Source organism: Paenibacillus sp. FSL M7-0134, assembly GCF_038007865.1.
Classification (GTDB): domain Bacteria; phylum Bacillota; class Bacilli; order Paenibacillales; family Paenibacillaceae; genus Paenibacillus; species Paenibacillus polymyxa_B.
In genome coordinates this window covers 1,380,266-1,394,309 of record NZ_JBBOXV010000002.1, presented here as the reverse complement: position 1 = coordinate 1,394,309, position 14,044 = coordinate 1,380,266, and the positions used below count along the sequence as shown (strand labels likewise).

The 14,044-nt window shown below is 50.0% G+C and carries 12 protein-coding genes; 8 read left to right on the top strand and 4 right to left on the bottom strand.

What is annotated here, in order from left to right; all coding sequences use genetic code 11:
• Nucleotides 1-88: 88 nt before the first annotated feature.
• Nucleotides 89-3,766 carry a DNA polymerase III subunit alpha gene (locus NSQ58_RS21940; protein ID WP_341058196.1) on the bottom strand — a complete coding sequence of 1,226 codons (3,678 nt, stop codon included), beginning with the start codon at nucleotides 3,764-3,766 and terminating at the stop codon, nucleotides 89-91.
• 137 nt (nucleotides 3,767-3,903) lie between these two features.
• On the opposite strand from NSQ58_RS21940, the gene NSQ58_RS21935 reads away from it, so the two are divergent.
• Nucleotides 3,904-4,233 carry a YtrH family sporulation protein gene (locus tag NSQ58_RS21935; protein WP_013309582.1) on the top strand — a complete coding sequence of 110 codons (330 nt, stop codon included), beginning with the start codon at nucleotides 3,904-3,906 and terminating at the stop codon, nucleotides 4,231-4,233.
• A gap of 12 nt (nucleotides 4,234-4,245) precedes the next feature.
• Nucleotides 4,246-4,743, top strand: a complete 498-nt coding sequence (locus NSQ58_RS21930; RefSeq protein WP_023987904.1) for a hypothetical protein — start codon at nucleotides 4,246-4,248, stop codon at nucleotides 4,741-4,743.
• A 44-nt stretch (nucleotides 4,744-4,787) separates the two neighbouring features.
• Here the strand turns inward: NSQ58_RS21930 and NSQ58_RS21925 are convergent, their stop codons facing one another.
• The 3 genes from NSQ58_RS21925 to NSQ58_RS21915 form a co-directional block, all read right to left on the bottom strand.
• Nucleotides 4,788-6,122, bottom strand: coding sequence for a DRTGG domain-containing protein (locus NSQ58_RS21925; RefSeq protein ID WP_013309580.1), 1,335 nt, complete (start codon nucleotides 6,120-6,122; stop codon nucleotides 4,788-4,790).
• Between the two features lie 196 nt (nucleotides 6,123-6,318).
• Nucleotides 6,319-6,603, bottom strand: a complete 285-nt coding sequence (locus NSQ58_RS21920; protein ID WP_013309579.1) for a hypothetical protein — start codon at nucleotides 6,601-6,603, stop codon at nucleotides 6,319-6,321.
• Between the two features lie 72 nt (nucleotides 6,604-6,675).
• Nucleotides 6,676-7,020, bottom strand: a complete 345-nt coding sequence (locus NSQ58_RS21915; RefSeq protein ID WP_013309578.1) for a YlbF family regulator — start codon at nucleotides 7,018-7,020, stop codon at nucleotides 6,676-6,678.
• A 162-nt stretch (nucleotides 7,021-7,182) separates the two neighbouring features.
• Here NSQ58_RS21915 and NSQ58_RS21910 point away from each other — a divergent pair, with 162 nt between their 5' ends.
• Genes NSQ58_RS21910 through NSQ58_RS21885 form a run of 6 tightly spaced genes read left to right on the top strand, consistent with a single transcriptional unit; the run spans nucleotide 7,183 to nucleotide 13,956 of the window.
• Nucleotides 7,183-8,553, top strand: a complete 1,371-nt coding sequence (locus NSQ58_RS21910; RefSeq protein WP_023987902.1) for a YheC/YheD family endospore coat-associated protein — start codon at nucleotides 7,183-7,185, stop codon at nucleotides 8,551-8,553.
• Between the two features lie 43 nt (nucleotides 8,554-8,596).
• A complete protein-coding gene (locus NSQ58_RS21905; RefSeq protein WP_069080141.1) occupies nucleotides 8,597-9,751 on the top strand; it encodes a YheC/YheD family endospore coat-associated protein in 1,155 nt (384 codons plus the stop codon).
• Nucleotides 9,752-9,763: 12 nt separating this feature from the next.
• Nucleotides 9,764-11,134 carry a YheC/YheD family endospore coat-associated protein gene (locus NSQ58_RS21900; protein WP_013309575.1) on the top strand — a complete coding sequence of 457 codons (1,371 nt, stop codon included), beginning with the start codon at nucleotides 9,764-9,766 and terminating at the stop codon, nucleotides 11,132-11,134.
• Nucleotides 11,131-12,240, top strand: a complete 1,110-nt coding sequence (locus tag NSQ58_RS21895) for a YheC/YheD family endospore coat-associated protein (RefSeq protein ID WP_023987900.1) — start codon at nucleotides 11,131-11,133, stop codon at nucleotides 12,238-12,240. Before NSQ58_RS21900 ends, NSQ58_RS21895 begins: the two co-directional genes overlap by 4 nt.
• 16 nt (nucleotides 12,241-12,256) lie before the next feature.
• Nucleotides 12,257-12,772, top strand: coding sequence for a GNAT family N-acetyltransferase (locus tag NSQ58_RS21890; RefSeq protein WP_023987899.1), 516 nt, complete (start codon nucleotides 12,257-12,259; stop codon nucleotides 12,770-12,772).
• Entirely contained in the window at nucleotides 12,754-13,956 is a 1,203-nt protein-coding gene (locus NSQ58_RS21885) for a YheC/YheD family endospore coat-associated protein (RefSeq protein WP_341058194.1), read from the top strand. Before NSQ58_RS21890 ends, NSQ58_RS21885 begins: the two co-directional genes overlap by 19 nt.
• Nucleotides 13,957-14,044 lie beyond the last annotated feature (88 nt).

Below are 14,044 nucleotides of genomic sequence, written 5' to 3'. Positions count from 1 at the left end.
CCTGTTCCGCCAGTTTTCCAAGTGTATGCTGGAGGGAAGGAAAATGTTCATTAAACCGTTACAATAAGGGCGCTTTGCTGTGTGCCTATCATTTGACTTTCACCGTGCCTTCACCCAACATCGACTCCATTTGATCAAAAAGCTGAGGAGAAGGCTTAATGTTGTAAGCATCGCTCAACGCAAGCAGACGCTGGTTGCTCTCATAAAAAAGCACGGTAGGCATAGCACCGGGATGCTCCTGTAGTAGTGCCTTGAGACTGACCAGCAAGCTGGCGTCCTCCTCGGCCTGGCGGGTGATTTTGACAAACACCCGCTGACGAGTGGTCGGCTCCACGCTGCGCGGGACCGGCACCTGTTCACCGCGATCCGCTTCGGCTCCGCGCGGTGAAGCAGCCGTCACGGGACGGGCCGCCTTCGGCTGAGGCGAAGCAGATGCAGTGGCTGCCGAAGGCGAGGGTGACACACGCGGCGCTCTCCCGCCTGGGCCGCCAGCAGCAGAACCAGCAGCTGGTACGGATGCTCCAGCTGTGGCGGACGAGCGCGTACTGGCACGTCGGCGCTGGAGGAGCCGTGCCAGCGAGTCTTCCGCCAGCGGGGCGGTCTCATCCGCAAGGAGCTTGAAGTGCTCGTCCTGCTGCTGCATCTTGGCTCGAAGCGTAAGCAAAGCTCCCTTTTCAATCCACTGCTGGCTTCGCTTCCATACCTCAGGAAACAGCACAACCTCACAGCGCTCAATCTGATCCTCCAGCTCAATAAAGGCCATAGCCTTACCCTGCTTGGTCGTAATCGTTTTGAGTGACACTACCATGCCTGCAGTCACAACAACCGTTTCATCAGGGACATCGCCCAGCTCCATCAAACGATCCGCCTCGCTGCTTTCCAACAGCGACTCAAAATCATCCAACGGATGCCCCGATAAATACAGTCCCAGCAGTTCACGTTCCAGCTCTAATTGCTGGCTGGCACTAAATTGGGGTACATTGGGATATTCGATATCCCAATTGGGCATTTCCACAAAACCAAACATATCAATTTGCAAGTCATCCCGTTCCTTGCGCCATTTGACGGCTGCATCCACCGTTTCATCCAGCATGGCAAGCAACTGTGCCCGATGACCCGTCAACGAATCAAAGGCCCCTGCCTGAATAAGCGATTCAATTACTCTCTTATTACATACCCGCAAATCGACACGTCGACAAAAATCGAGCAGGCTGTCGAAAGGCCGTTCCTTGCGAACAGCGAGAATGCTCTCCATCGCCTGTGTGCCGACATTTTTAATTGCAGCCAGGCCGAAGCGGATGCCTCCCTGCTGTAACGGAGTAAACAGCACCCCGCTCTCATTCACATCAGGTGGCAACACTGCGATATCCATACGACGGCATTCGACAACATATTCAGCCACTTTTCGATGACTTCCCATCACCGCTGTCAGCATTGAAGCCATAAATTGTACCGGATAATGGGCCTTTAAATAAGCCGTCTGAAATGCTAGCACACCATAAGCAGCTGCATGGGCACGCGGGAAGCCGTAGTCAGCAAAACGGACAATCATATCGTAAACCCTTCCGGCCTCCTCCTCCGTATATCCCTGCTTGATACTGCCTTCGACAAAATGCCCGCGCTCCAGATCCAGCACTTCGCGCTTTTTCTTGGACACAGCTCGGCGCAACAGATCGGCTTCTCCCAGGGAAAAACCCGCCATGCGTGAAGCAATCTGCATGATTTGCTCCTGATACACAATAATACCGTACGTGTCCTTTAAGATCGGTTCCAGGTCAGGATGCGGATAAGAAATCTCAATCTGACCATGCTTGGCCTGTATAAAGTTAGGAATAAAGCCCATCGGGCCCGGACGATACAAAGCCAGGACAGAAATGATATCCTCGAATACACTCGGCTTCAAATCCTTGAGTACCCGGCGTACACCGGCCGACTCCAGCTGGAATACGCCTCCTGTATCTCCTTTGCCCAGCAAGTCATAGGTATGTGGATCATTATCGGGAATACGGCTAAAATCAGGCGTTTCTCCATGGTCTTCCGCAATCCAGTGTATGCACCGTTCAATAATGGAGAGTGTACGCAGCCCAAGGAAATCCATTTTAAGCAAACCAATGCGCTCTAGATTTTCCATCGAGTACTGCGTCAAAGGTACCCCTTCACTCCCCTCTTGAAGCGGAACCGCATCGGTCAATGGAGTCCGCGAAATGACAACACCTGCTGCATGTGTCGAAGCATGACGAGGCATTCCTTCAACCTTGATCGCCATATCCAGCAGTTCACGTGTCTTGGGCTTCGTTTCATATAGCGTTTTCAGCTCCGGGGTAATTTCCAACGCATGACGGATATTAATGCCTAGCTGCGCCGGAATCAGCTTGGCTGCCTTGTCCACCTCGCCATATGGCACGTTCAATACACGACCGACGTCACGGACAGCGGCTCTTGCCGCCAGCGTTCCAAAGGTAATAATTTGCGCTACATGCTCATTTCCGTACTTTTGTACTACATAGTCGATAACCTCGTCACGCCGTTCATCACTAAAATCAATATCTATATCCGGCATACTAATTCGTTCGGGATTCAGAAACCGTTCAAAGAGCAGGTTGTATTTCATCGGATCGACATTCGTGATGTTAAGCACATAGGCAACCAAACTGCCTGCTGAGGAACCCCGCCCCGGTCCCGTTGCTATCTTATGCTTATGAGCGAAGGCAATAAAATCCCATACAATCAGGAAATAATCGCTGAAACCCATACTGTCAATGGTATTTAACTCATAGTTTAGCCGTTGGTTCAGCCTTTCCCGTTCTTCCGGCTGCTCCCATCCGGGATCGCTTCCATAGCGATGCTCCAGCCCTTGCACGCACAAATTGCGTAAATAGGAAGAAGAGGTCATTCCTTCCGGCAGCGGACGATATTCAGGCAAAATGGATTGACCGAATTCCAGCTCCAGTTCGCATTTTTCAGCAATACGCACCGTGTTGGCGATGGCTTCTGCCACATGCGGGAATAAACGAGCCATATCCTCCTGACTTTTCAGATACAACTGACGTGTTGGTATACGCAAGTGCTCCTCATCGTCAACTGTCTTCCCTGTCCCGATACAGATCAGAACGTCCTGCACGTCTGCATCTGGCTCAGTCAAGTAATGCACGTCATTCGTCGCCACCAGTGGAATATCCAGTTCCTTCGCCAGTGCGATCAAGAGAGGATTTACGCGTTTTTGCTCCGATAGACCATGATCCTGGAGTTCCAGATAAAAATCATCGCCAAAAATGTTACGATATCGCTCCGCTGCTCGTCGTGCTTCAGCTTCCCGACCATGCAGTAAATGCTGCGGCACTTCACCGCCCAAACAAGCGCTCAGGCATATGATGCCTTCATGATGGGCAGCCAAAGCCTCCATGTCGATGCGCGGCTTGTAGTGAAAGCCCTCCAAATGGCCGATGGAGCACAGCTTCATCAGATTTTGATAGCCTGTTTTATTTTTGGCGAGCAAAATTAAATGATATATGGGCTGATCCTTCCGGCTGCCACGCTCCTTGCGCGATCCTGCCGTCATATAGGCCTCACACCCGATAATCGGCTTAATGCCGTTCTCTACACACGCTCTATAAAAAGGAATGGCACCGTACATGACCCCGTGATCTGTAAGGGCCAGCGCCTTCATTCCGTAAGCTGATGCCTGTTTGACCAACTCCGCGGTACGAGCCGCGCCGTCCAGCAGGCTGTACTCGCTATGAACATGCAAATGCACAAATGAACTCATGCGCTTCTCTTCCTTTCACCGCTTGATTTTCTTCAAACTATTTTATCATATCCGCGTTAGTAGCGCCCATAGAATAAAAGTACAGACCTCGGCGGACAAGCGCCGTCCTGATTCGTATACCTAAGGAGGAAAAGAGCATGAGCACTTTTATATCCAAAGCGATTCTCGACTTCTTCATTGCCTTCGGCATCGTGCTCGGGGGAGCCATGCTCGGCGGAATGGGAGCTGTGGTATCGCTTCAGCCGCCTACCCAGACGATGCTGGAGGTTGCTGGAAGAATTAAAATATGGGCGCTTGCCGCTGCTGTGGGGGGGACGATGGACCCGATCCGGGTCATTGAAAGCAATATGTTAGATGGTAATTTGTCACCTGCCATTAAGCAGATATTGTATTTGATTTTCGCCTTTTTAGGCGCTCATATGGGTGCAGAGCTGGTCAAGTGGGTATGCGGCAACGGACGGCCGTGAGGTGAAACGACTATGAGAGTCCCCCCTTTTGAGCGCCTGCGCCCTTTTATGCAATTATCCTCCGTCTTTGTACTCGGTATGATTACGGGAGGAATGATCTACAATGCCATCTGGCATGCCAGCTTCAATCAGCTATGGACGAACAACCAGGATCTTCAATTCCAGCTCCAGCAAGCCGAGGAGGACAACAAAACATTGCGCAAATACAGCAAGCGCCAAACCGTTGTCAAAGAGATCAAGCTGATTCCGGAGGAAGCTTCGGCCGAAAAAATTGATTCTATCAACCTAAAGGAACTTCTGCGCCGTGTCAGTCGTGATCTGGAGGTGCTGCGTGGCAGAGATATGTTTGAGATTGACTCTGACAGCAAGCTGGTACGTATGTTGCTGCACCAAAAAAAATACACCGTTCGTGACAAGGAGTATACGATCCAGGTCAAAACGATGCTTGTAATGGAAGGTGTGCTGCAAATTTGGCTGGAAGCAAAAGAAAGATTGCCTGAAAGCCACTAAGTCGATCTATTCGCCTTCACACCTTGCTCCAATCCATTGGTAGACTAACCATGTTCAATGGATTGAAGCGTCATCACTGCTTTGCATACCAAATGATTTTCCCGTGAAATTGCAATTTCTAGCTTGCAGGTACGGCGACTCATCTCAAGCAACAACGGACGAAGAACGACAGCATCCTCTATCTGTACGGGTCTAATAAAATAAGTCGTTAAATTGTCCAGCACATAATCCTTGCCGGTCATGTCTCTAGCTGCCCGGTAGCCCGCTTGTGTCATCACGTTGACCAGTACGCCTTCCGAGATCGTACCTAAATTGGTCGCCATTTGCGGAATGATAAAACCGCGGAAAAATAACGATCCATCCTCATTACGCTCTTCAGCAAACCCGTTCCAGATCAACTGGTCGAACGTCTCGCCAAGTTGTGGCTGCTTTTGGGCGTTACGCAGCGCCTCCAGCACCTCACGCCGTGTAACGGACCCGAGCAGCTTGCGGTTGCGGTCCACGACCGGCAAGTAATCCACACCTTCCCACGCCATCATTTGCGCGGCTGAAGCCAGCGAGGTCTGGTAAGTGACCGTTATCGGATTGCGGATCAGACATTTATCCATCGTATGCTCAGGTTGAAGCCCCTCAACATCTTTGCGGCTGACGATACCAATTAAACGATTCCATTCATCCACTATTGCAAAATGATGATGTCCAGTCGTCACCGAAAGTTCTTCAAACTCGGTAAGCGTGCTGTTGATTTTCAAGGTCAACGTTTTCGGTTTGCCTGCCGCAATGTCTTCAATCAGCATAATTTTCTTTTTGATCAAGCGGTCAAATATGGCTCTATTAATCATAGATGCCACTGTAAAAGTATCATGGCGTGAGGAAATAATCGGCAGACTGATCTTGTCTGCGAGCTGCTTAACCTCTCGGCTCGTACCGAATCCCCCTGTAATCAGCACACCTGCCCCCTGCTCCAATGCAAGTGAATGCGCATCCTCACGGTTACCAACGATCAGCAAACTGCCAGCGTCAATATAACGGGCCATAGCTTCCTCGCGCATCGCCCCAATAACATACTTGTGCAAGGGCTTCTCCAGCCCCTCACTTCCGCCCAGCACATGTCCCTCTACAATATTCACGACATCTGCAAAGGTCAGCTGCTCGGACAAGCCGCGCGGACGCTTCTCTACTCGTACTGTTCCGATCCGTTCCTTGGTAATGACAATTCCCAGGTTCTCGGCTTCCTTCACGGCCCGATAGGCCGTTCCTTCGCTGACGCTCATTTCTTTAGCCAACCTGCGCACAGAAATTTTGGAGCCTATTTTCAACTGCTCGATATGTCGCAATAGCTGCTCATGCTTCGTAACTGTTTCATCTAGCCCGTCCAACTCTGTTACACCCCCAACGTTCAATCTGTATCATTCTGTATCTATTATAGCACAAAATACCTTTATTTTAGACCTTTGTTCATTTTGAGTTTTCTGCTTCGGAAATAGCAAAAAAGCGATCCCCTCTATTACAAGGACCGCTTCTTACTATGATTGATTTGTATCTGGGGGCAATCCCAGGACAAGCTAAAAAAACTCACTGCATGCTACCTTTGTCAGCTTTTTTATCCCATTTCATCTGCCACTGCTGCATTTTGGCCCGCCGCACACGCTCCAGCGTTTTGCGCTTTTCCTCATCCACACCCAGCAAAAAATGCATGTTCGCCCCGATGACTAGCAGCGCAAAAAGTACCCATACTATCCCAAAGCCGTTGACCCAGTTCAAACCGCCTGCAAGCGAGATGCGTGGTAACGCAACCAAGACCATAGCCAGCGCAATCAGTGTGTACAAACCGTGTTTCCATTTTTTAAAAGAACCCAATCGTATCCCTTCCTCTCCCTGTGACTCTATGTATCTAGTCTATGAGAGGACAGGAAGGAATATGAGACAAACTTACAGAGATGAACCGTACAAATCTTGAAGACTGTCTGCAATAATTTTGTTAACATCCTCAATAATCACGCTCAAGCGGCGTTCAGCGTCGAACAGGCGTCGGATGTTGAGGTTCAAGCTAAGTACCTCAAACAGCTTCTCCATCTTTTCCATCTCTTCCTGTGCTGGCATATCGCCGCTCATCATCCGTTGCTGTACTTCCATTTGGCGTTCACGGAAATCGTCGAGCATTTTCTTAGCTTCTGGATCGGTTTCGATCAGCTTCATCGCTGACGTAATTTCCTCTACCTCTTTGCTTTCCTTCAATGCTTTCGCTAAATCATGGGCTTTGTCATAGATGTTCATGATTGTTTATTCCTCCAATACAAGTTTAGTGTCAACATTTCACATTGTCCGTCAATCACCAAGGGATATATGTCCTCATATGATGAATCAGTGCTATTACAGCCCATTCACGTTTCCCGTTACTTTCAAGACATCAAGTTGCTGCCCGGAAGGAGATCCACGATGTCCATCAAAAAAACAACGATTCAAATCATCGGATCGGGCATCTTGCAGGATGACGTACTCATGGTCGGCGAGTCCCTGCTTCGCAAATGGAAAATATCCGCTGGCCACCCCGTTCAGCTCGCCTTCGGTTCGTTCCGCCAAGAGGTTACCGTCATATCGGTGCCCCGCTACAGCGGCCTACGTGTGGGAAGCGTGCTAGCCCGAAAAATGGGGCTTCATGCCAATTGTGATCTGCGAGTAACCTACAGCCGAGGTCGCCGGACACTTCGAGTGGGCCCACTTATTAGCGTGCTGGTCAGTCGGGACTATCCCGAACAGCCCGACAAGCCTTTCGGGTCGATCACCCTGTTCTGCCGTGAACTAGTCGGGGAATGCCGCAGACAAGGAGCATATGTGTATTTTTTCACCCCGGAGCATATCGGAAGTCAGCCCGGGCGAGTTCAGGGATGGGTGTATGACGGAGGCTGGAAAAAGACGGTCATGCCCGCCGGCGATGTCGTCAATAACCGTCTTACCTCCCGTAAACTCGAGAACAGAACTAGCGTACAGCATTTCATGAAAGAAGTAAAATCGCAGTACGGCACGACCATTTTTAACGAAAAGTTTCTGGATAAGAATGAAGTATTTGATGCGCTTAAATCAAATTCTTCCCTGCGCAAGTATTTACCCGAGTCCCACTTGCTGCAAACCTTTGCTGTTTTCAAAAAAATGTGCAACCAGTATCCCGCTGTTTTTCTCAAGCCAGTGCGCGGAAGCTTGGGTAAAGGCATAATGCGCATTAACAAGCAAACCGATGGCACCTTTTCGGTGTTATCCACAACAGCGGGCACGCCCCGCAAGCAAACGTATGCCAACGTAGATAAGCTGTACAAAAGCTTAGCGGGAAAAATGAAAACAACACGCTTTCAACTCCAACAGGGACTTACCTTGATTGATCACGGTAAGCGTCCGGTCGACTTTCGTGCGCTTGTACAGAAAAATTCGTCCGGAACCTGGACCGTAACATCCATTGTCGCCCGGATCGCTGGAGGAAGCCACTTTGTGTCCAATCTGGCAAGAGGCGGCACGCTGAGCACAGTCAAGGAAGCACTTGCCAAAACCACGCTGCCCGCAACCGTTAAATCGAATGGGCATACCTCTCTGAAAACAGCAGCACTGGATATCGCAAGCGGAGTGGAAAAAGAAATTCCCGCCCATTTCGCGGAATTTGGTATTGATCTGGCAATAGATAGCACAGGGCGCATCTGGTTGCTGGAGGTCAATTCGAAGCCATCAAAGAATGACAACACGCCGTTAAATGATCAGAAAACTCGCCCGTCCGTTAAAAAAATGATTGAATACTGCTGTTATTCAGCCGGCTTCAAATGAATTCATCTCTTCCAGAGTCTGGCTGCCAAAGGAGCTGTTGTCGGTGTCTCTTGTTGTGCCAGGTACGCTGGGCGTGCTTGTTAGCCGGAATCAGGCCGTCACTCCCCCTATTACCGAAGCCGATTTTTGCCGCAGGCTAAGTCTGTTGGGCAGGCGCTCTGGTCTTAGCGTAATGGCGTTTACCGCCGAAGGAGTCTCACCTGAAGATCACTCCATACGAGGTTATGTTTATCGTAACGGAGTATGGACATCCGGTCGCTTTCCGTTGCCGGACATTGTGTATAACCGCTGTCTCCATGTCCACGAGAGCCAGAATGTCAGGCGCACACTGGAAGACATGGCGGAGCAAAAATCGCGCAAGCTCATCTACTGGTCGCGTAACTTACCTGGCAAATGGCAGGTGTATCGCGCTTTGCATGCGGTAGATAAAGTGCGTCCCTTTGTGCCGCCTACGGCGCCTTACCGGGACACGACTCAGCTTGTGGAATGGCTACGACGCCATTCGGAGCTGTTTATGAAGCCACAGACCGGAACACATGGCAAGAGCACACTGTATCTCCGGCTGGCAGAAGGAGGTCAGGGACTACTTGTACAGGGTAGAGACTCCCGTAACCGCCCGTTCCGGCGCTCGTTTTCCGAATTGGATGCAGGATTGTCATGGATCCACGGAATTGCACACAAACGCGCTTATATCGTGCAGCCTTATTTGAAATTAACAAGCCAAAGCAATCATCCCTTTGATGTTCGCGCACTCATGCAAAAGGATGGAAACGGCTATTGGTGCCTGACGGGCTTTGCCGTAAGAGAAGGCAGAAAAGGAACCCTGACTTCTAATCTGCACGGTGGAGGCGAAGCCCATCCTGCTGAGCCTTACCTTCGTGAACAATTTGGCGCGGACACCACGCGTCTCATCATCAGGCAGATGATGACGCTGTCCTTGACCATTACCAGGGCGCTGGAGGAACGTTATGGCCGCCTTGGCGAGTTGGGAATTGATTACGGTATTGACCGGATCGGGAACATCTGGCTATTGGAGGTTAATTCCCGACCTGGGCGGGCCTCCTTTTTTCAGACCCGTCAGCCAGAGTGCGCTTTCCAGTCGGTCAACCGCCCGCTCGAATATGCTCGATATTTAATGACCCATTCCAAAGCGACAGGGCCAAAGGGCGCGGACGCCTCCCTTGAACATACGGTATAGGAGGATAAACAGATGAGTTTAACGCATTGCAATGTGCATTTCTCACAGCAGCCCGACAAGGTGGCGTATATATCCACTGCCTTGTTGAAAAGCCTTAAATTATCCGGAGCCAAGTCCGTTCGTCTGCGGCTCGGTAAGGATCAGATCCCCGCTACAGTAAAACCAATTCAGAAGGCGGGACGCCATCTATACTTGACCTCCGGCTTACGTAACGCAATCCGTGTTCCCAAAAGCGGGTCCATCTATTTGCGAAATCTGGATGGTGATATACAGCTAGGGCCGTTGATTGGCGTGCTGTCTGACGGTACCACCTCCACCACTCGCCCTTTCGGATCACGCACAGGCTTTATTAAGCAACTGCTGAAGGAAGGTAGCAAAAAATCGTATATTTTTGCCTTCACCCCTCGGGATATCAACTGGCAAAATGATACGATTAACGGCTATTTTCTGTCATCCAGCGGGGAATTTACACGTAAACTTGTACCTTTGCCAGACGTGATCTATAATCGTTTGCCGAGCCGTCGCTCTGATTTTTCCCCGGCGATCAATCAACTACGCGAACGCTTTTCCCGCAAACGAATTCCCTTCTTTAACTGGAGCTTTTTCAATAAGTCCGATATCTATAATCTGCTGGAGAATAACCCAGATGTTAACCGCTATGTCCCTGAATCATACACGAATCCCAGCTCTGAACGTATCCGAAGTATGCTGGAGCGACATCAATTTGCTTATTACAAGCCAAGTGGAGGCAGTCTCGGTAAAGGAATCTACCGTCTGTCCCATGTTCCCAAGCAAGGATATTATGTGAGGTACCGTAAGAAAAATAGCAATGTATTGCTAAAATTCACCTCTTTTAACTCCATGCTCAGGATGCTTCACTCCAATCAGGGACAGATGCTAAAGGGTTATGTCATTCAACAGGGCATCCAGCTGATCGAGATTGACAATTGCCCGATTGATTTCCGGTTTCACATGCATAAAAATGGAAATAACCAGTGGGTCGTTGTCGGCATTGGAGCCAAAAAATCCGGACGTGGCAGTGTCACAACCCATATCAAAAATGGCGGCTCCCTTATGACACCTGAACAGGCGTTGAACCGGGTATTCGGAGACCGGGCGGGTGAAGTGCTTCAACGTGCCAAGAATGTAGCAGTTACGCTCGCTGAAGCCATTGAACACCACCACCAGCATCTACTGGGTGAAATCGGTTTTGATCTGGGCATTGATCAGGATGAAAAGGTATGGATGTTTGAAGCCAACTCCAAGCCAGGCCGATCCATTTTTCAGCATCCATCGTTGCGTGCGGAGGGTAAAGCATCCGTGGAGCATATTTTGGACCACTGTCTTTACCTCAGTAAATTCCGCAGAAAAGAGGAACTATGAATACCCGGGCGGAGCATAAGCCAGTCGTTGCTGTATTGACAGTGCACGACGAAGGGCAATTTTTCAAGGGCAATCAGCGCAATTTCAGGGATATTCTTGAAACGGGAACACGGATGGGATATCAGGTGTACATTGTTACCGTCAGGGACCTGAAACTGGCAGATGAGACGGTTAAGGGCTATGTCTTCAACAAGAGCTTACAGACGTGGGAGGAACAGAATTTCCCACCTCCACAGGTCATTTATAATCGCATCCCAAACCGTAATTATGAACTTAAAACCTCTGTGCGCACAAAGTTGGATGAAATTTCACATGCCTCAGGCATTGAACTGTACAATCCAGGCTTTTTTAACAAATGGGAACTGTTCAAGTGGTTGCGTACCTCGGAAACCACTCGTCAGCTTGTTCCGGCAACCAAACGGTTAAGCAACCTGTCTTCATTAGGAAAAATGCTGTCTGCGTATCCATACCTGTATCTCAAGCCGGAAAACGGTAAGGCCGGAAAAGGGATTATGATTCTTAAATTCCACCCAGACCATCTCATGGCTTACAGACTGACCATTCAGCATGACAAAAAAAGTGTAACCTACAAATCTGTATCGCTATCCCGGCTGTGGGGACGTATCCGCCGGGAAGCAGGCAACTCGCCTTATATCATTCAACAGGGTATCGATCTGGCAACCTATCAGAAAAAACCCTTCGACCTGCGTATCCTGGTACAAAAAAATATCCGTGGCTCCTGGAGTATAACCGGGGTCGGTGCCAGACTGGCGGGTAAAGGGAGCATCACCACACATGTCCCGCGTGGCGGGAGTGTAGAGGACCCGTTCAAGCTACTGTCCTCGCTGTTTGGGCCTGAGGACAGCACGGATCTACTGAGCAAAGTTAAAAGTACGGCCATACAGATTGCACGTCAAATTGAACGCGCATCCGGTCTTTCTCACGGCGAAATGTCCATGGATTTGGGCGTGGATACGCTCGGAACACTCTGGTTTTTTGAGGCCAATGCCAAACCGATGAAATTTGACGAGCCGGAAATCCGCCAAAAGTCGCTTAGACGCATATTCCAGTACAGCTCCTTTTTGGCCGGACGATTGAAATCATGATCAAGGAAGTGGAATCATGCCGCAAATTAGCGATGTTCAACATTTGCCTGCCCGGAGCTGGCTACTGAGACGACGACAGTTGCTGTTTTTGGCCCGCAGTTCAGGGGGCATGCGCATTACTCGTAATGCTCTGCGGCAGTTGGCAGTTTTAACGCCCGAGCTATTGAACACCCCCGGCTCCTCCCTCTTGTGCGCATATGTGCGCACGGAGAAGGGGCTGCGGATTGCGGGATTTTCCCTCGCTCTGAATTACGGGAAGGATGCTTGCATCGTAATTGTTCGTCCGCTTTACCGGGGCCGCAGACTGGGCGCTAGACTGCTGTCCGCCCAGCTCAAACAGCTGCGCCGTCTGACGTGCAGCGTAGCCGCCGACAATATGTCCAGTCTCAAAACCTGTTTCCGCGCTGGACTTGTTGCGCACGAAATGACGACTGGACCGACCGGGAAACCCACGCTGATATTTCACGGGGAGTTATCCCAAGATAAGCAGACGGCAGAGGAAGGTGGAATGCTGTGCCAAAACCTGTCCTAGGCATCATGACCTTGTATTTGAACAACAAGAAGCAATTGGAGGAGCGCGACATATATGAGCGCATGATTGCAGAAGGGAAAAGGCTGGGACTGGATATGTATGTATTCACTCCTGCAGATGTCCACAAGGATCGCAGGCTGCTCCTTGCCCAAATCTATGATCCACACAGCGGAAAATGGACCCGAAAATGGCGAGAGTTTCCAGATATGATTTTCGACCGTTGCCGGGTACAGCGCAGTGAGCGATATCGTCAGTTGAAGCAGTTCCGATTGCAATACACAGACCTTGTATATTTAAACCGACCGCTGAGTAACAAGTGGGTCATTCATCAGCAGCTTGCGAGGAGGTCTGCCTTTCGCGCCCATTTGCCTGCAACAGAGCTGTTCAGTGGATTTCATAGTGTAAAACGGATGCTTAAACAGAATTCACTAGTGTACCTCAAGCCGATTAACGGTACGGGAGGCCGCGGCATTTTACGTATTGAACCTGTTAACAAGCAAGGAGGCCTGTATCTGATTGAGGGCCGCAATCGCAAACGCCATATTATTCCCCAGCAGCGGGTACGTCTAGACCGTCTGGAGCCGCGTCTGAGCAGCTGGAACATGGATAACTACATTGTTCAGGAAGGCATTCCTGTGCAGTTGCCGAATGGCAGAGTCCATGATTACCGTATGCTGGTACAGAAAAATAGCCAAGGAGTATGGGAGCTAACCGGATGCGCCGGGCGAATCGGGGCACATCGGAGTGTCACTTCCAACCTGCATGGTGGAGGCAAGGCGGTACCGATGAGCCAATTGCTGACGCAATGGATTCGTGATGAAAGCCATAGAGAGAAAATCATCAAGCAAGGGGAAAAACTCGGACTGGACATCGCTGCATATCTGGAAGAAAGCTACGGGGCATTGTGCGAGCTTGCGCTCGATTTGGCAATTAATAAGGACGGTCATATATACGTGCTGGAAGTCAACCCGAAGCCAGCCCGTGAGGTCTTTTCACGTATTGGTGAAAAAGAAACCTATCGCCGTTCCATCGCCAAGCCCATGGAATATGCTTTGTGGGTCTACCACACACAAATTAATCCTAAGCCTCAGACGGACTACAAAGCAGAAGATAAAATAGAAGATAAAGCAGAAAATAAGACAGAGAATAAGACAGAGAATAAGACAAAGGAAGGCTCCACGTAAAGTGGCTGCCTTCCTTTCTTTTTTCGTCTGCCCGACAGTACCAGCATGTTTTAATTATATGGTGCGTCGAGCCTATTTATAACCAATT

Coding starts and splice junctions, on each gene's coding strand:
- NSQ58_RS21895 (WP_023987900.1), top strand. CDS start 11,131: ATGAATACCCGGGCGGAGCATAAGCCAGTCGTTGCTGTATTGACAGTG.
- NSQ58_RS21915 (WP_013309578.1), bottom strand. CDS start 7,020: ATGAACATCTATGACAAAGCCCATGATTTAGCGAAAGCATTGAAGGAA.
- NSQ58_RS21940 (WP_341058196.1), bottom strand. CDS start 3,766: ATGAGTTCATTTGTGCATTTGCATGTTCATAGCGAGTACAGCCTGCTG.
- NSQ58_RS21890 (WP_023987899.1), top strand. CDS start 12,257: ATGCCGCAAATTAGCGATGTTCAACATTTGCCTGCCCGGAGCTGGCTA.
- NSQ58_RS21900 (WP_013309575.1), top strand. CDS start 9,764: ATGAGTTTAACGCATTGCAATGTGCATTTCTCACAGCAGCCCGACAAG.
- NSQ58_RS21935 (WP_013309582.1), top strand. CDS start 3,904: ATGAGCACTTTTATATCCAAAGCGATTCTCGACTTCTTCATTGCCTTC.
- NSQ58_RS21930 (WP_023987904.1), top strand. CDS start 4,246: ATGAGAGTCCCCCCTTTTGAGCGCCTGCGCCCTTTTATGCAATTATCC.
- NSQ58_RS21910 (WP_023987902.1), top strand. CDS start 7,183: ATGTCCATCAAAAAAACAACGATTCAAATCATCGGATCGGGCATCTTG.